Raw genomic sequence first — 19,314 nt, forward strand, 5'->3', positions numbered from 1 at the left:
CAGTTGAAATTTAGAGGAATAAATAATGGATTTTAAATTAACCGACGAACAAGAGCTTTTTGTAGCAGGTATCCGCGACTTAATGGCTAAGGAAAACTGGGAAAACTATTTCGCAGAATGTGATGAAAATAGTCAGTACCCAGAGCGTTTTGTAAAAGAGCTGGCTGAAATGGGCATCGATAGCTTGCTGCTACCAGAAGAGCACGGTGGATTTAACGAAGGCATGGTTACGCTTGCCGTGATCTGGGAAGAGTTAGGCCGTTTAGGAGCACCGACATACGTCTTGTATCAACTACCAGGGATTAGCACGATGCTAAGACATGGTAGTCCAGAGCAGATCGATAAGATCATGACGCTACGTGGCACAGGTAAGCAAATGTGGAACTCAGCGATCACAGAGCCAAGTGCGGGTTCTGATGTGGGTAGTTTGCTAACCACTTATAAGCGTCGCGATGGCAAGGTGTATTTAACGGGTAGTAAGTGCTTCATTACCAGTGCTGCAGGCACACCATACATAGTAGTGATGGCCAAAGATGCTGACTCTGAGAAACCAATCTTCAGTGAGTGGTTTGTCGATATGTCAAAGCCTGGCATCAAGATGAGCAAGTTACCAAAGTTAGGTTTAAAAATGGATAGTTGCTGTGAGCTTCAATTCGACGAGTTTGAGCTAGAAGAGTCAGACATTTTCGGCATCGAAGGCAACGGTTTCATGCGTGTTAAAGAAGAGTTCGATTCAGAGCGCTTCTTAGTGGCGTTAACTAACTATGGCGCAGCGTACTGTGCGTTTGAAGATGCGGCTAAATACGCTAACCAACGCGTTCAGTTCGGTGAAGCAATTGGTCGTTTCCAGTTAATCCAAGACAAGTTTGCTCACATGGCTATCAAGCTTAACAGCATGAAAAACATGGTTTATGAAGCGGCTTGGAAGTGTGATAACGGCACAATGACATCGGGTGATTCTGCGATGTGTAAGTTCTACTGTGCTAATGCTGGCTTTGAAGTGATTGACTCTGCAATGCAAGTGCTAGGTGGTTATGCGATTGCTGGTGAACACCGTATTAGCCGTATGTGGCGCGATATCCGTGTTGACCGTGTCTCTGGTGGTTCTGATGAAATGCAGATCCTGACCTTAGGTCGCGAAGTGTTAAAACGCTACCGCTAGTTAAGCGTAGTGATTAACAGATTAAGTGCTGACGCTAGTGAGTACTTAATCTAGGTAGTACTTAGTGTGGAATTTGGGTTCTTTAATTTTCAGCAGATCGACACTGCAACTCAAATTCCAACACGCTGCCATTCACTACTGTAATGCTTGGTAAATGCCAATTAAGACTATCTTCTCGGCGCTGCGCCGTGATGAATTTTTATTCGAATATTTTGAGAGATGGGTATTATGTCAAATAAATTGTCCACACCTACGTTTGGTCCTCTTGCTGGTTTAAGAGTGGTGTTTTCTGGTATTGAAATTGCGGGTCCATTCGCGGCACAAATGCTTGCTGAGTGGGGCGCAGAAGTTATTTGGATTGAAAACGTTGCTTATGCTGACACCATCCGCGTACAGCCTAATTACCCTGAACTATCGCGCCGTAACCTTCATGCATTATCACTTAACATCTTTAAAGATGAAGGCCGTGATGCGTTTCTTAAGTTAATGGAAACAACTGATATCTTTATTGAAGCAAGTAAAGGCCCAGCCTTTGCGCGTCGTGGTATTACCGATGAAGTGTTATGGGAACAAAACAAAAAGTTAGTTATTGCTCACTTGTCTGGTTTTGGCCAGTACGGTACTGACGAATACACTAATTTGCCGGCATATAACACTATTGCTCAAGCATTCAGTGGTTACTTAATTCAAAACGGCGATGTTGACCAGCCAATGCCAGCCTTCCCATACACGGCGGATTACTTCTCTGGTATGACGGCAACAACTTCAGCGCTAGCTGCTTTATACCGTGTTCGTGAAACTGGTGTGGGTGAAAGTATCGACGTTGCAATGTATGAAGTGATGCTACGAATGGGGCAGTACTTCATGATGGATCACTTTAATGGCGGCGAAGTCTGCCCCCGTATGACTAAGGGTAAAGATCCTTACTATGCAGGTTGCGGCCTATACAAGTGTAATGATGGTTATATCGTTATGGAACTTGTTGGCGGTATGCAGATCGAAGAGATGTTCAAGGATATGGATATCATGCATTTATATGGTGGCGAGGAGGTGCCTCAAGGTACGCAGTTAATCCATCGTATTGAGTGCCCATTTGGCTATCAAATTGAAGATGCATTAGACGAATACTTAGCACAAAAGAGCATTGAAGAAGTATTGGCAAGATTTGCAGAGCTAAATGTTGCTTGTGCAAAAGTGTTGACCATTCCTGAGTTAGATAGCAATCCGCAATATATTGCACGCGAGTCTATTACTGAGTGGAAGAACATTGACGGTAAGACCTACAGAGGTCCGAACGTGATGCCTAAGTTCAAGAATAATCCTGGTCAGATCTGGCGTGGTATGCCAAAGCATGGCATGGATACCGCAGCAATCTTGGAAGATATAGGTTACTCACAAGAGCAAATTCAGAGCTTAAGCGAAAAAGGCTTGGCAAAAGTATCTGAGTGTAAGTGAGGCTAGAAGAATGGATATCGTTGGCAGCAAAACATTAAGATGCATGTGGGAAGAGCGTGCTCGTAAATTTAGTAATAACACAGCGTTGGTTTATGAGGATGCTGCCGGCGATGTCCAAGAGTTTACTTATAGTCAGCTTAATGACGAAATTAATAGAACCGCTAACTTATTTCTGAGTTTAGGTATTAATAAAGGCGATAAAGTTGCAGTGCAGTTATATAACAGTCCGCAGTTTATTTTCTGTTGGTTTGGTCTCGCAAAAATAGGTGCGGTTATTGTCCCTATCAATAATCAATACTTATTTTCTGAGAGTCAATTCATTATTAATAAGTGTGATGTTAAAGCCGTCGTTATAGAAGAAGAGTTTCTGGCTATTTATAGCAAAATGAAACAACAACTAGGTAACTCAATAAATAATATTTTGGTCACAAGGACCACTAGTCTAGATATATCTGATTCAATGAACTTCGATATTCTAGTAAAGCAACAAAAGACCGAACTAGCCAAACAGGTCACGATTAGTAGTGATGATGTGGCCGAAATATTATTTACCTCAGGGACAACGTCACAGCCAAAAGGAGTGGAAATAACTCATTGTAATCTGCAATTTGCAGGCTACTACACGGCGTGGCAAACCTGCTTGAGAAGCGATGATACTTATCTAACGATGATGCCGAGTTTTCACATTGATTTTCAATGTAATGCAGCGATGGCAGCCTTTACGGTTGGTGCGAAGTTAGTGATGCTGGAGAAGTATAGTGCACGTAAATTTTGGCAGCAAATCTGTGACTATAGAGCAACACTAACACATAGTATGCCAATGATTGTTCGCACCTTGATGTTGCAACCCAAAGTAGCCACTGAGCAAGATCATTGCCTACGTGACATGTTGTTTTTTTTGCATATTTCAGATCAAGAAAAACTTGATTTTGAAACCCGTTTTAATGTGCAGTTATTTAACTCTTACGGTATGACAGAAACCTTAGTTGGCCTGATTGGTGATAGTCCAGCAGAGGAGCGTCATTGGCCGTCAATCGGTCGTCCTGGGCTTGGTTATGAAGCCAAAATCGCCGATGAGAATGGCCAAGAGTTGGCTGCTAATGTGGTTGGTGACCTTTGGGTTAAAGGTGTACCTGGCCGAACCATTATGAAGGGCTATTATCAAGACCAAAAGTCGACCGAAGAAGTATTAAGTGCCGATGGTTGGCTATATACCGGTGATAAAGCTTATGTGGATGAAAGTGGTCTATTTTATTTTGTCGATAGAAAGACAAATATGATTAAAAGATCCGGAGAAAACATTTCAAGTTCTGAAATTGAAAAAGTTTTAATGTCCCACCCATTTATTTTAGATGCAGCTGTTATTGGTGTGCCTGATTTAATTCGAGATGAAGCTGTTAAAGCGTTTGTAATATTTAATGAGGGTGTGTCTTTAAGTGTCGACCAAATTTTACAATTTTGTGCTGAGAATATGGCGAAATTTAAAGTTCCATCTTTTATCGAAATAAAAAAATCTTTTCCAAGAACCTGTACCTGCAAAGTACAAAAAAAACTTCTGATGTGAAGTTAACTTAATTAGCTTTTTAATAAATGAGTCTGAAGTGGCTCTATATTGGAGTATTAGCATGAGTGAATCATTACACGTTACCCGCAATGGCGCTATTTTAGAAATTACTCTTGATAGACCGAAAGCCAACGCGATTGACGCTAAAACAAGTTTTGAAATGGGTGAGGTCTTCTTAGCATTCCGTGAAGATCCTGAGTTACGTGTGGCGATTATCACTGGTGCAGGTGAACGTTTCTTCTCAGCAGGTTGGGATTTAAAAGCGGCTGCTGAAGGCGAAGCGCCTGATGCAGATTTTGGCCCAGGTGGATTTGCAGGTTTAACTGAGATTTTTGATCTTGATAAGCCTGTGATTGCAGCTGTAAATGGATATGCATTTGGTGGCGGGTTTGAGCTAGCGTTAGCTGCAGATATGATTATTTGCTCTGAAAATGCCAGCTTTGCTCTACCAGAAGCCAAGCTAGGCATTGTTCCTGATAGCGGTGGAATGTTGCGTTTACCTAAATTGTTACCGCCTGCCATCGTTAATGAGTTGATGATGACTGGCCGTGGTATGGACGCTGAGGAAGCTCTGCGCTGGGGTGTTGTGAACCGTGTAGTTGAAAGTGATCAATTAATGGCAAGTGCTCGTGAGCTTGCACAGCAAATTGCTCAAGGTGCCCCTTTAGCTATTGCGGCGATTAAAGAAATCTACCGTGAAACGAGTGAGCTTTCAGTTGAAGATGGGTATCGCCATATTCGAGCTGGTGGTCTGAAAAACTACCCATCAGTGCTGCACTCTGAAGATGCGCTAGAAGGTCCTTTAGCTTTCTCTGAAAAGCGCGATCCAGTGTGGAAAGGTAGATAGTTTTCTTAGATTTTGACTCTCGATAAAGCCTGATGTTTCACTGAAATGTCAGGCCTTACTTTAACTGTTTGTCGGTAATGAAAGGATTTACAGATGGCGTTGAATTTAGAGATGCAAGGGCAAACCTATGGCCCATTTATTAATGAATATACAGCCAGAGATGTGATGCTATTTGCATTAGGTTGCGGTGCAGCTAGTGATGGCAAAACAGATCTCGATTATGTGTATGAAAAAAATTTAAAGGTATTACCTATCTTTGCAGCCACTCAGATCGTTGATGCTGAAGTGACTAAAACTATTGATTACGGCTTTAATTGGGGAGGCTCGCTTCACTGGGGCTTTGATTTACAAATCCATCAGCCGTTACCTACTAACCCAGGAAAATTGACCACTAAGGTACTGTTGAAAGGACTATTTGATCGAGGTGAAGGGCGGGGCTGTTTAGCTCAACATATAGGTGAAACGTTCGATGAAGCTGGAGTAAAGCTGTTTACCAATGAAAGCTGGGACTGCGCTTTGTATGACGGTGGTTTTGGCGGACCTAAGGCTCCTACTGATATTGTCGAGATCCCTGAACGTTCACCTGACTTTGAAATCGAGCAAGACATTCCATTAAACCAAGCGTTAATTTATCGTTTATCTGGTGACGACCATCCACAGCATGTGGATTGGGATTATGCGCAGGAGTTTGGCCATCCTAAGCCAAATTTACACGGTGTGAGCACTGCTGGTGTCGCTTGTCGTCATGTTATCCAAGCGATGTTTACTGGTGAGCCAGAACGTCTTACGCGCTTTAAAACTCGGTTAACTAAATCTTTATATCCAGGGTGCAGAGTGAAAACCCAGATCTGGAAGTGGGGCGATAACTGTGTGCATTTTAGAGTGATGGATGCGAATGATCCTGAGACCTTTTATCTTAACTTTGGATTAGTTGAGTGGAAGTAAGTCGAAATAGGAGGTGTTTGCCTCCTGTCTAAAGATCACTTAAAGGATTCAGTACTTAGCAATAGTGATTTTAATGCTTGAGGCGTTATTGCTAAGTGATGAGTCAGTCAAACTTCTTAGAGTAATTAGTCTATGCCTTGCTATGAATTTGAAGGGTTAATACCAGTGGTTGATCCCAGTGCTTACATACATCCCACAGCGGTTCTAATAGGTGATGTGATCATAGAGGCTGATGTATATGTTGGGCCTAATGCATCACTGCGTGGAGATTACGGGCGGCTGATATTACAGCGTGGCAGTAACCTTCAAGATGGTTGCATTATGCATGGATACTGCGATATGGATACGGTTGTAGAGCCTGATGGCCATATTGGACATGGAGCTATTTTACATGGCTGTGTCATTAAGCGTAATACTTTAGTGGGGATGAATGCTGTCGTTATGGATGGTGCGGTCGTTGGAGAGAATAGCATCGTAGCTGCGATGAGCTTTGTTAAAGCGGGCTTTCAAGGTAAGCCCAAGCAGTTATTAATGGGCCAACCAGCAAAGTATGTTCGTGAGGTAACAGAGCAAGATCTGCATTGGAAAGGACTCAATACTCTGGAGTATCAGGAGTTGTCACGACGCTCGGCAAAGAGCATGCAGCTAGTCGTGCCATTGACTCAGATTGAACCTGATAGAGCAAGGTTAAAAGGGACGACTCAAGTACTCCCGCAGGCAAATTTTACGCTACTCGATTGATAAGGTTCCGCCTGAGTGAGTCTTTAATGGCTCAAGGTTTAAGAGGGAGTACGGCCCCAATAAAAGCTTAAACTTGTTAGCGCCTCAGGCGGTAGACCTTATTTTGCATTAATAGCAGTTTAAATATTGATATATAAGGAAAGTTGTATGCCGTTAGATCCAAAAGTTGCACTGTATTTGCAGCAAGTTAGCGACTCAGGTGCCAAGCCTTATGAGGATATGACTCCTGCCGAGTCTAGGCGTCTAGATATGAATGAACTGACTAAAACACGAACTGAGCGAGTGCTAGAGCCCTTTGTTGCAATTGAACATAGTTTTATTCCCGGTCCCACAGCCGATCTTCCTGTCCGAATCTATCGTCCAACGACTGCCAATAGTGATGAGTTGCAACCTGCAATTATTTTCATACATGGCAGTGGCTGGGTTGTATCTAATATTGAGACTAACGATCATTTTAGTCGTGCGCTTGCGAACCGCACTGGTTCTGTTGTTGTGGCTATTAACTATCAAAAAGCCCCTGAACATAAGTTTCCCATCCCGATGGATGATTGCTACTCATCAACTTTGTGGATCTTTGAACATGCAGAATTACTTGGGTTAGATCCTCTGAGGATCGGGATTTTAGGTGACAGTGCGGGTGGTAACCTTGCGGCGGCTGTAACACTAAGATTGCGTGATGAGAATGGACCTAGGCTTGCTTATCAAGTCTTGGTGTATCCAGCAGTCCAATATGGTTGGGATACGCCTTCTGCTCATGCGAATGCTGAAGGCTACCTGCTACAGCGGGCCAGTATGAAATACTATTGGGGACACTATGTACGTAGTGAAGCTGATGCACTAAATCCCTATTGTTCTCCTCTTAATGCTCAAAGTCATAAAGACTTACCGCCAACCTTTATTTATACCGCCGAATTTGACCCATTATGTGATGACGGCTTTCTATATGCGCGAGAGCTACGCGGAGCAGGAGTTAATGTTAAATATCGCTGTTTTGACGGTGTCATCCATGGATTCATTAAAATGCTAGGCACATTCGATCAAGCTGATGAATTTCTTAATGAACTTAAGCAAGATCTACTAGAGATCTAGGTGTCACCATTGTAAGGAATTGCTTGGCTGTGCTCACAAAATAGACAGTTTCGTGAGCTCATTCGAATTATTGGTAACTAGTCTACAAACAGCAGGAAATTCCTATCCTTATGTGCTCAGAGTTACATTTTTAGTTTAAAACCCTGTGCTAATCTGGCACCTCATGCATTTAAACTATGTATATAAAATTATGAACAATAACATCCCATTAAGGGCGTTACAGGTTTTTGAATCATGCGCGAGATTAGAAAGTTGCTCACTTGCTGCGAATGAATTGTGCATAACTCAAAGCGCTGTTTCGCAACAAATAAAACTGCTTGAGGATTATTTCCTAGAAAAGCTATTTCACCGCAATGCGGGCAAGATAACGCTAACAGAGTCAGGCCTTGAACTGCGTCAAAGATTAGCTCCCGTTTTTTATGATTTAAATAGTGTTTGTGCCAGTCTAGTTCCCGACATGTCCAACGAGGTTAGAGTTCACTCCTATAACTCATTGGCAGCTCGTTGGTTAGTTCCGAAAATGGCTGAGTTTAGAAAGCAGCATCCAGAATTCAACATTAACGTGGGTATGTTTCAAGATGATGTTGAAATGAGTGACATGCTCGCAGATATTTTTATTATTACTCGTGAGATTCAAGATGGTTACACCATTATTCCATTAGTGGAAGAAAAGCTGGTGGCATATTGCAGTCCTGAATACCTAGATAAACACCCGAATGTTTCGTTGGAAACGTTTCATGAGCAAACATTGCTCTACTCAAAACATAAAGATTATGGTGTAGATTGGGAAGGATGGTTTAGAGTTAACAAAGTCGGTGTTGGGCCGTTACAGAGAAAGTCTATCTATAACCACAATATGCTAGCTGTTCAGGCTGCTATTTTTGGTCAAGGTATCGTTCTTGGGCTAGAGCAAACATTGCAGGTTGAAGTCGACTCTGGAAATCTAATCAAATTAGATTTACCGCATTGTTATACAGGATGGACCTATTCAATCGCATATAAATCTTCAAGAAAAAGGGACGCCCGCATTATGAAGATCGTTGACTGGATCATTAAAGAATACGCCACAACAACCACTGATAATTAAAAGCCCTTACTGAGTTATGGTTTTTGTTTGGTCTTAATTCAACTAGCATGTTGGTGACTGAACACATAACGAAGGGATATTCTGATGATTGAACAAGGCCAAAAACTACCAGCCGGCACACTGGCTGAGCTTACTAAAGATGGCATGGTTAACCATGATGTCACCGAGCTGTTTACAGGTAAGAAAGTGGTATTATTTGCTGTGCCGGGGGCGTTTACACCGACTTGCTCTGAAGCGCATCTGCCTGGCTTTATTGTATTTGCTGATCAACTTAAAGCTAAGGGAGTTGACTTAATCGCTTGTGTTTCGGTTAACGACGCATTTGTGATGAAAGCTTGGGGCGATACCCAAAATGCAGCTGAGCTGATGATGCTTGCGGATGGTGATGCTAGTTTCACTCAAGCGCTAGGCTTGGAAATGGATACTGCAGGCTTTGGCGGCGTGCGTTCACAACGCTATGCCATGGTGGTTGATAACGGTGTTGTTACAACGCTAAATGTTGAAGCGCCAAAATCGTTTGAAGTCAGTACTGCTGAAGCTATTTTAGCCACACTTTAAATGCTAGCTAGTTCCATGGAGCCTTATGGCTCCTTTTTAGGCTATTAAGCCATCCTAATACCTAAACTCACTTCAATACTCTCAACGCTTTGCTGCACTTCATTAGCTATGACTTCGCTCTGCTCTGATGAAGCCTGTGCATGATTTTTAAGGCTTTGCATGGCAACGACAAAGTCATCTAAGTGTGACACTTGCTCTAGCGTACTATTAGCGCCTTGCTGGGCTGTAGTCGCCATGGCACTTGCTTGAGTTTGTACACTTTGGGCTACTTGCCATAAGCTTTGCGCGCGGCTTCTTTGTACCTGCGTTGCTTCCTCAATCCCATTGACTCTAGCGTCAAGCTCGCTATTGGCTTGGGTAAGCTGATTAAGGATCTCCATTATTTCTTTAAGTGAAAGCTGTGTACGTTGAGAAAGGTTGCGAACTTCCTCTGCTACAACCGCAAATCCTCTACCTTGCTCACCAGCTCTGGCAGCCTCAATTGCTGCATTGAGTGCGAGTAGATTTGTTTGCTCGGCAATGTTGCCAATTACATCGATAATTCGTGAAACATCTGAAACAGAGGTCGTCAGGCTGGCAAGCGACTGATGACAGTGCTGTACGGCTGCTTGTGTTTCTGTTGTAGCATCGAGTACTGCTTGTGATTCTTGCTGACTCTGCTGCATTTGCACCATAGTTTGTTGTGCACTTTGCTGTACCTGTTCAGTGGTTTGACTAACATCTTTAGCTAATTGCCGAATATGCTCAGTTTGATTTTGTGCGGTTAGCACAATACTTTGGGTTTGCTCGGTGCTGGCGGAGATGTGACAGATCCGGTCAACTAATTGCGAGAGGGATTGCGATACTTGAGTGATCTGTTGCCGTTGCTGTTCATCTTCCTGTTCAAAGCGATGTAATAATTGATTGAAGTGACCAGCAATCTCTCCTGTTTCGCAGCGGCGTTGAATCGCTAGTCGTTCGCGACTATTGGATTCGCTCAGCTTAGAGAAAGCGGTATTTAAATGTTTCAATGGTTTGATCACGCGGCGTTGCTGTAGTACCAAGTAGCTAATAGCAAAAATGATTAAAATCGACACCATGGTATAGATGGCGATCATTAATTCCTGTTTTAGTAGTTGGTTTTGCTTTTCTTGCTGTGTCCCTAAAGTTAATAGTAGTTGTTCAATAATGGCGACATCTTCGATAAGTGCTTGTTGAGTTCGTTGATTTTCGATAAGCAATGCGTGAGTGTTAGCGACTTCTTTATTGTAGCGTTTACTGAGACTAAGTAGTTCATTTCGATAATTTTCACCTATTTCCACTTGCTCTGATTCATCATCACCTAGTGCAAACTCATCGGCTTCAATAGTTTGATAAATACCTAACAATACCAATGTATTAAGTTCATCATGCCATGCTTCAAGCTCGGCTATTAGGCTAGCTAATATCGACTTTAATCTACGCTCTTTATTAATCAAATAACCCGATGTTACTTGTGATAATTCGTAAATGATAGGCGGCAGCTGGCTGGTTAACGCAATATACTTATCTGCTAGTTGCGGGTGCTCTGTTTGCCCCTGAAATGCGTAGTCAGCAAGGCGACGATTGTTATCTATCATCTCTGATTCGGCGTGAGCCAAGAGTTGACGAGGGTTGCCAGCTAACTTTCCTGCGGCGCGATATTCATTGTCTAATGCATCGATAAAGGTGCTAAGGCTAGTGGTCAGTTCGTCAGTATTGAGCCCATTTTGCTGGCTTATCTGGCGCTGAATATCGATTAAGTTAAGTTTTGCATGCTCTAACTGCCCAGCATCGCCTGTAGATAGGTAGCTATCGAGATCTCTACGGATCTCAACTAAGAATATTTTTTGGATCTGTTGTAATTTTGAGGTTTGTTGCTCGATAAATTGGCGTTCTTCACTGCTCCAAAACACCACACCAGCAAGCGTGGCTGCGATAAGTAATAGCACCGCCGAGGCAGAAAGAGATAGGGTTGAGATTTTCATATTTCACGCCAATTTTAATTATTGGCGTTAGAATATGGCACTTTGGTTACAAAAAAATTACAACAAACAATAGATTAATTCATCATTTAAAGGGTTTATTCAATCGGTAACCACACTTGCGCATGTAATCCTCCTTCGCTGCGATTCGTTAAAATCACTTTGCCCTGATGTCTATCAACAATACGTTTGATAATCGCTAAGCCTAGACCAGAACCAACACTTCCTCGTGCAGTATCGCCTTGTGTAAATGGCTGGAAAAGTTTAGGAATTTGCTCTTCATTTATGCCTGAACCATTATCTTCGACACTAAAACCGATAAACTGGCCGTTACATTGTGAACTGATTTTGACCCAGCCGTTGCCGTAGCGGTAGGCATTTTCTACCAAATTGCTAATCACACGTTTTATGGCGACACCTTGCATAGGTATGTTAGGGCATTGGCTTAAATCAGAATCGATATTGCCTTCTCGGTTCGATTCCGCTTGGATCACATCTTGTATCAGGTCGTTGATCTGCTCTAACTCGCGGGTGCCTTCTTGATCTTGTCTAATATAAGAGATGAACTGATTGATGATGGCGTCCATATCTTCGATATCATTCACAATGCCATCTTTTAGGTACTGATCTTCTTCCACCATCATTTCAGAGGCTAACCGAATGCGGGTAAGTGGCGTGCGCAGATCGTGAGAAATACCAGCCATTAAGAGTGCGCGATCTTGTTCTAGCTGCCTCATGCTGTGAGACATTTGGTTGAAAGTATTGGTTACTTCAACAATTTCGGTTGATCCACTTAAAGGTAATGGTTCAGGGTAATCACCACGGGATACCGCCGTTGCGGCTTTTTGCAAACGTCGCAGCGGGCGATTTTGCTGACGAGCAAACCACCATCCCCCGGCAACACTCAATGCACCAATTACCATAAGATACAAAGTTAGCGGCGATAGATTTTTTTCATTAAGCCCGGTGAGTGGAACTTTTATCCAAATAGAAGGCGCTTGAGGGGGGCGGATCCAAATTTCAAATTCTTCACCTTGGGCAATACGTACTTCAGCTTCGCCGCCTAAGTATTCAGACATTTGTGATGATAAAAAGCTGTAGTAGGTTGCGCGTTCTATACCGGCTTGGCGAGCTTGTTTTTGATTATAAAAATGCATGGTGTCATCGCGCACCTTGGCATTTAATGCGTCCACCATAGTTAAGTGTTCGCGACCAATATCTACGCCATCAACAAACAGCAATTTTACTTGTCGAGCAATAAGTTGGTTTATCTGTTGGTAGCTAGGTTTTATAAAATAAACGGCAACAGAGATGTAAGATACAAGCTGATTAGTCAGCAGCAAACAGCCAATTAACATTACTGTTTGGCTGAAAGAACTGCGTGGCAGAAGGCGCTGCCACCATCGTCTGTTTAAAGGCATTTTACTTGCTTAAAATTACTTACGTGACTGGCCATCTGGCACAAATACATAGCCCAAGCCCCATACGGTTTGAATATAACGCGGGTTGGCAGCATCTTTTTCAATGAGTCGACGCAGTCGAGACACCTGCACGTCAATAGAGCGTTCTAGTGCTGAGTAGTCACGGCCTCGAGCTAGGTTCATTAGTTTGTCGCGTGATAAAGGCTCGCGTGGGTGGCTCACTAAGACCTTGAGTACCGCAAACTCACCGCTAGTTAATGCAATACTTTCTTCACCATGGTGCATCTCACGAGTGGCCAAGTTTAAAGAATACTCACCAAAAGTGATCTCTTCTTCTTGCAGTGTTGGTGCGCCTGGGACCTCAGGTGTCTGGCGACGCATTACTGCCTTAATTCGCGCTAACAGTTCCCTTGGGTTAAATGGTTTAGGCAAATAGTCATCGGCACCTAATTCTAGACCGATAATTCTATCTACTTCATCGCCCTTGGCTGTAAGCATTACAATAGGTATAGGGTTACCGGTTTGGCGTAGTCGACGACAAATAGAAAGGCCGTCTTCACCGGGCAGCATAAGATCTAATACAAGTAAGTGAAAATTCTCGCGTTCTAATAAGCGGTCCATTTGTTCTGCATTGGCTGCGCTACGCACTTGATAACCTTGCTCCATCAAGTAGCGCTCTAACAACGCACGTAATCTCATATCATCGTCAACAACGAGAATTTTAGAGGTTTCTTGTCCCATGCTTAGGTCCCTTATTGCTATCGATAGGCGTGTAAATAATCGCTTACCTAGCTTATTTGTTATTAATCTTATGTGCTTGCTTAATATAGCGTCTTTGCTAATTAAATGACTAGTTAGATTTCAATTAGTTCAGTAACTAAGCATGACTATATTGATGCAAAACTTTTAATTTCATGAATTATAATGTTTTTTATAGCGTATTGTTGCCGGTTAAATTGTAACAAATTAGCTGCTTTGTTGAATATCGATGCAATAATGCTAGTTATAGCTAGCTGTGGGGTAAAAAAGTGCATTGGCCATAAGACCATTGCAACATAGCAAACTAACAGAAATTTAGCGTTAGATAATGCTGTTGTTTATAGTCTGGAGCTTGCTATTGCGCTAGAGTAGGGCTAATAGCCTCGGCTAAAACCTCGATTATCTTAGTTACCATAATTATAGAAAGTAGAACCTATGAGAACCGCAATCGTCACCCGTGAAGGTTTCGAAAAATTACAAAAAGAATTAAATTATCTTTGGCGTGAGCATCGACCTGAAATCACTAAAATTGTTAGTTGGGCTGCTAGTTTAGGCGATAGAAGTGAAAATGCTGACTACACATTTAATAAGCGTAAACTGCGTGAAATCGACCGTAGGGTTAGATATTTGCGTAAAACCTTAGAAAATGTGCAGGTTGTTGATTATTCCCCTGCGCAAGAGGGCAAGGTCTTTTTTGGTGCTTGGGTTGAAATCGAAAACGATGATGGCAATAAACTGCAGTTTAAAATTGTTGGTTATGATGAAATTTTTGGCCGCAAAGACTATATCTCAATTGATTCGCCAATGGCGCGGGGTTTGTTGAAGAAAGAAGTCGATGACGAAGCGGTGATCAAGACGCCAAACGGTGAACAAGTTTGGTATATCAATCGCATTTCCTATCAAGGCTTCGAGTAGATTCTTTGGTTTCTGTGAAACGTGTGCCGCGGATCCGCGGCGCAAATAGCATAATTGTCTTAGTATTAGCATTAACCAAAGCCATAGGCTGTGGTATCTTTGGCAAAATTCCCTTTATCAACTAGGCTCGACCTCTATTTATGCAAAATATTGCACAGCTCATCGCTGAAGAACTTAACGTTCGCCAGCAACAAGTTACCGATACTATTTCATTACTCGACGATGGTGCGACGGTGCCGTTTATTGCCCGTTACCGTAAAGAAGCCACTGGTGGCTTGGATGATGCGCAGTTACGCACATTGAACAGTCGTCTTAGTTACTTACGTGATTTGAATGATCGTCGTAATGTGATTTTGTCGAGCATTGAAGCTCAAAGTAAGTTAACGCCTGAGCTGAAAGCTGCAATTAACGCTGCAGATAGTAAAACTCGCCTAGAAGATTTATACCTTCCTTATAAGCCGAAGCGTCGCACTAAAGGCCTCATTGCGATAGAAGCCGGTATTGAACCACTAGCAGATTTCCTATTAGCCAACCGTCAAGCTGATTGTGAAGCTGTCGCGGCTGACTATATTAATGCAGCTGCGGGATTTGCCGATGCTAAAGCAGTGCTTGATGGCGCACGTTTTATTCTAATGGAGCGCTTTGCTGAAGACGCTGAGTTACTGCAAAAAATTCGTACTCAAGTAGAGCAAAATGCAGTACTTGAAAGCCGTATGTTGAAGGGAAAAGAAAAAGAAGGCGCCAAGTTTAGAGATTACTTTGAGCATTCTGAAAAGCTAACTAAAGTACCATCGCACCGCGCATTGGCAATGCTTCGTGGCCGTAATGAAGGTATGCTCAGCTTAAATATCAATGCAGATCCGCATCAAGATGCCAAGCAAGCCAGCTATTGTGAAGTGATTATTATCGACCACTTTAAGCTTGGTCTTAGTGATTCTAAAGTCGATACTTGGTTAAAGACTGTGGTTGCTTCGACTTGGAAGGTGAAGATTGCATTACAGATGGAAACCGAGTTTCTTGGTCGTATGCGTGAAACTGCTGAACAAGAAGCGATTAAGGTGTTTGCTCGCAACTTAGGCGATTTACTGATGGCTGCTCCTGCTGGTGCCAAAGCAACGCTAGGTTTAGATCCGGGTCTTCGCTCAGGCGTAAAAGTTGCTATCGTTAACGATACGGGTAAGTTAGTTGCGCACACGACTATTTTCCCGCATGCACCGCAAAACCAGTGGGATAAGTCAGTAAGAACTTTATCTAACCTAGTTAAAATGCATAAGGTTGAGTTAATTGCGATTGGTAACGGCACTGCATCACGGGAGACCGATAAGCTAGCGGCTGATTTGATTAGCCAAGTTAAAGCTGATTTGCCAAGATTGACCAAAATAATGGTTAGTGAAGCGGGTGCATCGGTTTACTCTGCATCTGAACTAGCCTCTGAAGAATTTCCTGATATCGATGTATCGATCCGTGGCGCGGTTTCAATTGCGCGTCGCTTACAAGATCCATTGGCTGAACTTGTTAAAATCGAGCCAAAAGCGATTGGTGTTGGCCAGTATCAGCATGACGTTAGCCAAAGTCAGTTATCAAGCTCGCTAGAAGCGGTTGTAGAAGATTGTGTAAACGGCGTGGGTGTTGATGTGAATATGGCATCTGCAGCGCTACTTGCACAAGTTGCAGGTCTCAACAAAACCTTAGCTCGCAACATAGTGACTCACCGTGATGAGCAAGGGCGCTTTAACAACCGCAAAGCGCTACTTAAAGTTGCACGTTTAGGCCCTAAAGCTTACGAGCAAGCAGCAGGTTTCTTGCGTATTACAGAGGGCGATAACCCGCTTGATGGCTCATCTGTTCACCCAGAGGCTTATGCATTGGTAGAGTCAATTGCTAGCGCTAAAGGGGTATCAGTGGCTGAAATCATCGGTAATTCCGAGTTACTAAAAGCACTTGAAGCCAAAGATTTTATTACTAGCGAATTTGGTTTACCGACTGTAACCGATATCTTGACGGAACTTGATAAACCGGGACGCGATCCTCGTGGTGAGTTTAAGACTGCGACCTTTAAAGAAGGCGTAGAAGAGATTAAAGATCTTAAGCTGGATATGATCTTAGAAGGTGTGGTGACTAACGTAACTAACTTTGGTGCCTTTGTTGATGTGGGTGTACACCAAGATGGTTTAGTGCATATTTCGTCAATGACAGACAAGTTTATTGATGATCCGCACAAGGTCGTTAAAGCTGGTGACATCGTAAAAGTTAAAGTGATGGAAGTGGATGCTGAGCGTCGCCGTATCGGACTGACTATGCGTCTTGAAGATAAGGCTAGTGATGCGCCTAAGAGTGCCCCACGCCCTGCAAGCAACCATAGTAAAGGTGCCCCTAATAAAGGCGCAAATCAACGCCCGCAGCAAAAGACCCACAAACCTAAGCAGCAAGCGAATGCCGCTATGGGTAACGCCTTTGCTGACGCTTTCGCTAAATTGAAAAAGTAACGCGTAAAGCTCGATATTGATGGCAATAGCTGCCAGATAAAATATTCAGCTAAATAAAAAACCGACAACTAAGCTTGTCGGTTTTTTTATACCGTTTCTAAAAAAATTAGAGTCGTCAATAAGACGCCAATAGTGTTCGCTAACGTAAAACTTTACGCGGTTTCTAAAAAAACAGGTTGTGAATTTGGCTCGGTTCGTTGTTGATAAAAGGCTTCAATATGTACACCGAAAGCTTGATAGAACTGTAGAGTTTCATTTGGCATTGGCTGCTTGGGAGAGTTTTTCTCAGCATTCGGTGCTGCTTGCCCGGGTAACTTTATATCACTACGTTTTAGTGGTGCGCGTTGGCTTAATAGCTGCTTTAGGTTTAGAGCTTGATTCTGTTTTTGCTTTTCTTGGCCCGATTGATCTTGCTGTTGTGACTGACGCTGTTGTTTGTCTTGCACTGATTCGCGCAGTTTAGCTTGAGTTTGGGTTTGGTCGGCAGTGCGTTCATGCTGCGGACTAAAGGCACGTTCTTCATGGCCTTTGGTCGGCTGTTGTGGCGGAATAATCGGTGGCCGTTGTTGGCTATCCGTGCGCGCGGAATCAGTTGCGGCATTGGATGTCGCAATTGGCACATTAGGATAGTTAGTAACCACTAACATTTTTTAAGCTCGCCCTATTCACTAATTAACATTTACGTTTAAATATTAATCAATTTGGGCTTGGAAATAAAGTATTACTCGATCTGTAATTACTTATATTAAATCAGCTTAGGTTAATGCTATTTGCTTGAGTGTTAAGCCAGAGCAAGTAGCCTTCAATAAACTCTGCTGTATGGCTAATAAATGGTGCATGTGAGGCTTTAAGCATTAGCAGATCTTGGCTATTTTCAAGTTGTGGTATGGATTTCATTACGCGGCGAGGCACTAACCCGTCCAGTCGGCCCCATACTCTTAACCAAGGCTGCTTTATTTGAGTTAGTTCAGCCCGAAGATCAACGGTTTCAAGCATTCCTAAACCTTGGGCTAGCGCAGTGTGTTGTGCTCGTGGGCGAGCGAGTACTAACTCACGCAGTTGTTTAATGTCTGCTTTGGCTGTTTGGCTGCCCATGGCTTGAATCGCTAAGAATCGCTCGACGGTTTTATCGAGATCTTGGGTTAATTGGCTGGCAAATTGCCCTAACACTTCAGGCGGGATCCCTGGCCAATCTTCCCGTGCCATAAAGCAAGGTGACGATGCTATGGTACATAGGGCGCTCACTCGCTTTGGGTAATGAATAGCCGCAAGTGTTGCCACTAGGCCACCGAGCGACCAGCCAGTCCAAATTGCGGTCTCGGGCAGCTGTTGCATGATGGCTGTAAGCCAGTTTTGAATATCGCCCGCTACAACTTGGCTATTACCAAATCCCGGCAGATCGACATAGTGGACTCTATACTCTGCTAAAGCATCTTTTAAAGGTGTAAATACGGCGCTGTTAACACCCCAACCATGGAGGATGACGAGATCAGGGCCTTGGCCAATTGATTCAATGTGTAGCTGATTTTGATTCATATCGATCTCGCTGGGTGTACAGATAATAGAAAAGGACTTCACCTATCAACAAAATACCTTGCAGTAGATGGCTTGCGGCTATGTTACCCAATCGCTGTTTGATGTGCCATCAACATATCGTCTCGGATCACAGCGGTTTATGTGCAGTATGTTTGAAAGCATGTTGTTATCAAACGGAGATCTGCTTAGGCTGTGGCAAAGAGTTAACATTACCCATGGCTTTGTGCGGAAAATGCATGCTGTCAGATCCAATATTAGTGATTGCTCCGTGTCGTTATCATGATGGGATTGGCCACTGGGTCGGGCAGATAAAATATCAGGCTCAATTTGCAGTGATTGAGGTGCTGGTTGAGGCACTTGTGTTGCGACTAATTTACTTAGAGCGGTTAGGGTTAGTTGAGCTACCACAAGTATTAATACCCGTGCCACTGCACCGTAATCGGCTGCAGCAAAGAGGGTTTAATCAGGCTTGGATTATTGCTAAGGCATTGTCAAAACGCCTTAATATCCCCATAGTTGACGACAAACTGATTAGGCTCAGAGACACTGAACCTCAAGCCGGATTAAGTGGCAATTTACGCCGTAAAAACTTACAAAGTGCATTTAAATTAGGCGCTGATTTTAATTGGCAGCGAGTGGCTTTGATTGACGATGTAGTGACAACGGGCACTACGGTTAATGAGATTGCTAAGTTATTTCAGCGTACTCATATTCAAGTACAAGCGTGGTGCCTAGCAAGGGCAGAGGCACCGGGCGTAAAGTAACTG

The 19,314-nt window shown here is 43.2% G+C and carries 17 protein-coding genes and 1 pseudogene; 13 read left to right on the forward strand and 5 right to left on the reverse strand.

Translation table 11 applies throughout. From position 1 onward, the window contains the following. The first annotated feature begins 25 nt into the window (after positions 1–25). The 9 genes from caiA to AB4298_RS02310 all read left to right on the forward strand — a co-directional run bounded on the left by caiA (position 26) and on the right by AB4298_RS02310 (position 9,448). Positions 26–1,162: a crotonobetainyl-CoA dehydrogenase gene (gene caiA, locus AB4298_RS02270; protein WP_371985616.1), complete on the forward strand. Its 1,137-nt coding sequence runs from the start codon at positions 26–28 to the stop codon at positions 1,160–1,162. A 228-nt stretch (positions 1,163–1,390) separates the two neighbouring features. Next, on the forward strand, positions 1,391–2,617 hold the full coding sequence (caiB, locus tag AB4298_RS02275; RefSeq protein ID WP_248999827.1) for an L-carnitine CoA-transferase: 1,227 nt from the start codon (positions 1,391–1,393) through the stop codon (positions 2,615–2,617). A gap of 10 nt (positions 2,618–2,627) precedes the next feature. Continuing rightward, entirely contained in the window at positions 2,628–4,181 is a 1,554-nt protein-coding gene (gene caiC, locus AB4298_RS02280) for a crotonobetaine/carnitine-CoA ligase (protein ID WP_371985617.1), read from the forward strand. A gap of 61 nt (positions 4,182–4,242) precedes the next feature. Continuing rightward, positions 4,243–5,028 (forward strand): crotonobetainyl-CoA hydratase, encoded by a 786-nt coding sequence (gene caiD / locus AB4298_RS02285; RefSeq protein WP_248999825.1) that lies wholly within the window; start codon positions 4,243–4,245, stop codon positions 5,026–5,028. 93 nt (positions 5,029–5,121) lie between these two features. Beyond that, entirely contained in the window at positions 5,122–5,973 is an 852-nt protein-coding gene (locus AB4298_RS02290; RefSeq protein ID WP_248999824.1) for a MaoC/PaaZ C-terminal domain-containing protein, read from the forward strand. 132 nt (positions 5,974–6,105) lie between these two features. Further along, positions 6,106–6,714: a carnitine operon protein CaiE gene (caiE, locus tag AB4298_RS02295; protein ID WP_371985618.1), complete on the forward strand. Its 609-nt coding sequence runs from the start codon at positions 6,106–6,108 to the stop codon at positions 6,712–6,714. 147 nt (positions 6,715–6,861) lie between these two features. Next, positions 6,862–7,803, forward strand: coding sequence for a LipP1 family hormone-sensitive lipase (gene lipP1, locus AB4298_RS02300; protein ID WP_371985619.1), 942 nt, complete (start codon positions 6,862–6,864; stop codon positions 7,801–7,803). A gap of 190 nt (positions 7,804–7,993) precedes the next feature. Further along, entirely contained in the window at positions 7,994–8,890 is an 897-nt protein-coding gene (locus AB4298_RS02305) for a LysR substrate-binding domain-containing protein (RefSeq protein ID WP_371985620.1), read from the forward strand. A gap of 84 nt (positions 8,891–8,974) precedes the next feature. Then, positions 8,975–9,448, forward strand: coding sequence for a peroxiredoxin (locus tag AB4298_RS02310; RefSeq protein WP_371985621.1), 474 nt, complete (start codon positions 8,975–8,977; stop codon positions 9,446–9,448). A gap of 44 nt (positions 9,449–9,492) precedes the next feature. Here the strand turns inward: AB4298_RS02310 and AB4298_RS02315 are convergent, their stop codons facing one another. The 3 genes from AB4298_RS02315 to ompR form a co-directional block, all read right to left on the reverse strand. Continuing rightward, positions 9,493–11,433, reverse strand: coding sequence for a methyl-accepting chemotaxis protein (locus tag AB4298_RS02315; RefSeq protein WP_371985622.1), 1,941 nt, complete (start codon positions 11,431–11,433; stop codon positions 9,493–9,495). A gap of 95 nt (positions 11,434–11,528) precedes the next feature. After that, complete coding sequence (envZ, locus tag AB4298_RS02320) at positions 11,529–12,851, reverse strand: two-component system sensor histidine kinase EnvZ (protein WP_371985623.1); 1,323 nt, start codon at positions 12,849–12,851, stop codon at positions 11,529–11,531. Between the two features lie 15 nt (positions 12,852–12,866). Beyond that, a complete protein-coding gene (ompR, locus tag AB4298_RS02325; RefSeq protein ID WP_248999805.1) occupies positions 12,867–13,592 on the reverse strand; it encodes an osmolarity response regulator transcription factor OmpR in 726 nt (241 codons plus the stop codon). Positions 13,593–14,045: 453 nt separating this feature from the next. On the opposite strand from ompR, the gene greB reads away from it, so the two are divergent. Then, on the forward strand, positions 14,046–14,525 hold the full coding sequence (greB, locus tag AB4298_RS02330) for a transcription elongation factor GreB (protein WP_220778305.1): 480 nt from the start codon (positions 14,046–14,048) through the stop codon (positions 14,523–14,525). 140 nt (positions 14,526–14,665) lie between these two features. Then, positions 14,666–17,011: a Tex family protein gene (locus AB4298_RS02335; RefSeq protein ID WP_248999804.1), complete on the forward strand. Its 2,346-nt coding sequence runs from the start codon at positions 14,666–14,668 to the stop codon at positions 17,009–17,011. Positions 17,012–17,163: 152 nt separating this feature from the next. Here the strand turns inward: AB4298_RS02335 and AB4298_RS02340 are convergent, their stop codons facing one another. Together AB4298_RS02340 and bioH are read right to left on the reverse strand one after the other, a co-directional pair. Next, positions 17,164–17,658, reverse strand: coding sequence for a hypothetical protein (locus AB4298_RS02340; RefSeq protein WP_371985624.1), 495 nt, complete (start codon positions 17,656–17,658; stop codon positions 17,164–17,166). Between the two features lie 103 nt (positions 17,659–17,761). After that, positions 17,762–18,547 carry a pimeloyl-ACP methyl ester esterase BioH gene (gene bioH, locus AB4298_RS02345; protein WP_248999802.1) on the reverse strand — a complete coding sequence of 262 codons (786 nt, stop codon included), beginning with the start codon at positions 18,545–18,547 and terminating at the stop codon, positions 17,762–17,764. Between the two features lie 80 nt (positions 18,548–18,627). On the opposite strand from bioH, the pseudogene AB4298_RS21375 reads away from it, so the two are divergent. Together AB4298_RS21375 and AB4298_RS02350 are read left to right on the forward strand one after the other, a co-directional pair. Then, positions 18,628–18,774 (forward strand): annotated as a pseudogene (locus tag AB4298_RS21375) (ComF family protein); the annotation flags it as partial. A gap of 9 nt (positions 18,775–18,783) precedes the next feature. After that, positions 18,784–19,311 carry a ComF family protein gene (locus AB4298_RS02350; RefSeq protein WP_371985625.1) on the forward strand — a complete coding sequence of 176 codons (528 nt, stop codon included), beginning with the start codon at positions 18,784–18,786 and terminating at the stop codon, positions 19,309–19,311. Positions 19,312–19,314: the final 3 nt, after the last annotated feature.

Origin of the sequence: Shewanella sp. 10N.261.52.F9, assembly GCF_041471165.1 — a bacterium.
In the GTDB taxonomy this organism is placed as follows: Bacteria; Pseudomonadota; Gammaproteobacteria; order Enterobacterales; family Shewanellaceae; genus Shewanella; species Shewanella marinintestina.

Bases quoted from the DNA above. Each gene is read 5' to 3' on its own strand.
- caiA (WP_371985616.1), top strand. From the start codon at position 26: ATGGATTTTAAATTAACCGACGAACAAGAGCTTTTTGTAGCAGGTATC.
- caiB (WP_248999827.1), top strand. From the start codon at position 1,391: ATGTCAAATAAATTGTCCACACCTACGTTTGGTCCTCTTGCTGGTTTA.
- caiC (WP_371985617.1), top strand. From the start codon at position 2,628: ATGGATATCGTTGGCAGCAAAACATTAAGATGCATGTGGGAAGAGCGT.
- caiD (WP_248999825.1), top strand. From the start codon at position 4,243: ATGAGTGAATCATTACACGTTACCCGCAATGGCGCTATTTTAGAAATT.
- AB4298_RS02290 (WP_248999824.1), top strand. From the start codon at position 5,122: ATGGCGTTGAATTTAGAGATGCAAGGGCAAACCTATGGCCCATTTATT.
- caiE (WP_371985618.1), top strand. From the start codon at position 6,106: ATGCCTTGCTATGAATTTGAAGGGTTAATACCAGTGGTTGATCCCAGT.
- lipP1 (WP_371985619.1), top strand. From the start codon at position 6,862: ATGCCGTTAGATCCAAAAGTTGCACTGTATTTGCAGCAAGTTAGCGAC.
- AB4298_RS02305 (WP_371985620.1), top strand. From the start codon at position 7,994: ATGAACAATAACATCCCATTAAGGGCGTTACAGGTTTTTGAATCATGC.
- AB4298_RS02310 (WP_371985621.1), top strand. From the start codon at position 8,975: ATGATTGAACAAGGCCAAAAACTACCAGCCGGCACACTGGCTGAGCTT.
- AB4298_RS02315 (WP_371985622.1), bottom strand. From the start codon at position 11,433: ATGAAAATCTCAACCCTATCTCTTTCTGCCTCGGCGGTGCTATTACTT.
- envZ (WP_371985623.1), bottom strand. From the start codon at position 12,851: ATGCCTTTAAACAGACGATGGTGGCAGCGCCTTCTGCCACGCAGTTCT.
- ompR (WP_248999805.1), bottom strand. From the start codon at position 13,592: ATGGGACAAGAAACCTCTAAAATTCTCGTTGTTGACGATGATATGAGA.
- greB (WP_220778305.1), top strand. From the start codon at position 14,046: ATGAGAACCGCAATCGTCACCCGTGAAGGTTTCGAAAAATTACAAAAA.
- AB4298_RS02335 (WP_248999804.1), top strand. From the start codon at position 14,666: ATGCAAAATATTGCACAGCTCATCGCTGAAGAACTTAACGTTCGCCAG.
- AB4298_RS02340 (WP_371985624.1), bottom strand. From the start codon at position 17,658: ATGTTAGTGGTTACTAACTATCCTAATGTGCCAATTGCGACATCCAAT.
- bioH (WP_248999802.1), bottom strand. From the start codon at position 18,547: ATGAATCAAAATCAGCTACACATTGAATCAATTGGCCAAGGCCCTGAT.
- AB4298_RS02350 (WP_371985625.1), top strand. From the start codon at position 18,784: ATGCTGTCAGATCCAATATTAGTGATTGCTCCGTGTCGTTATCATGAT.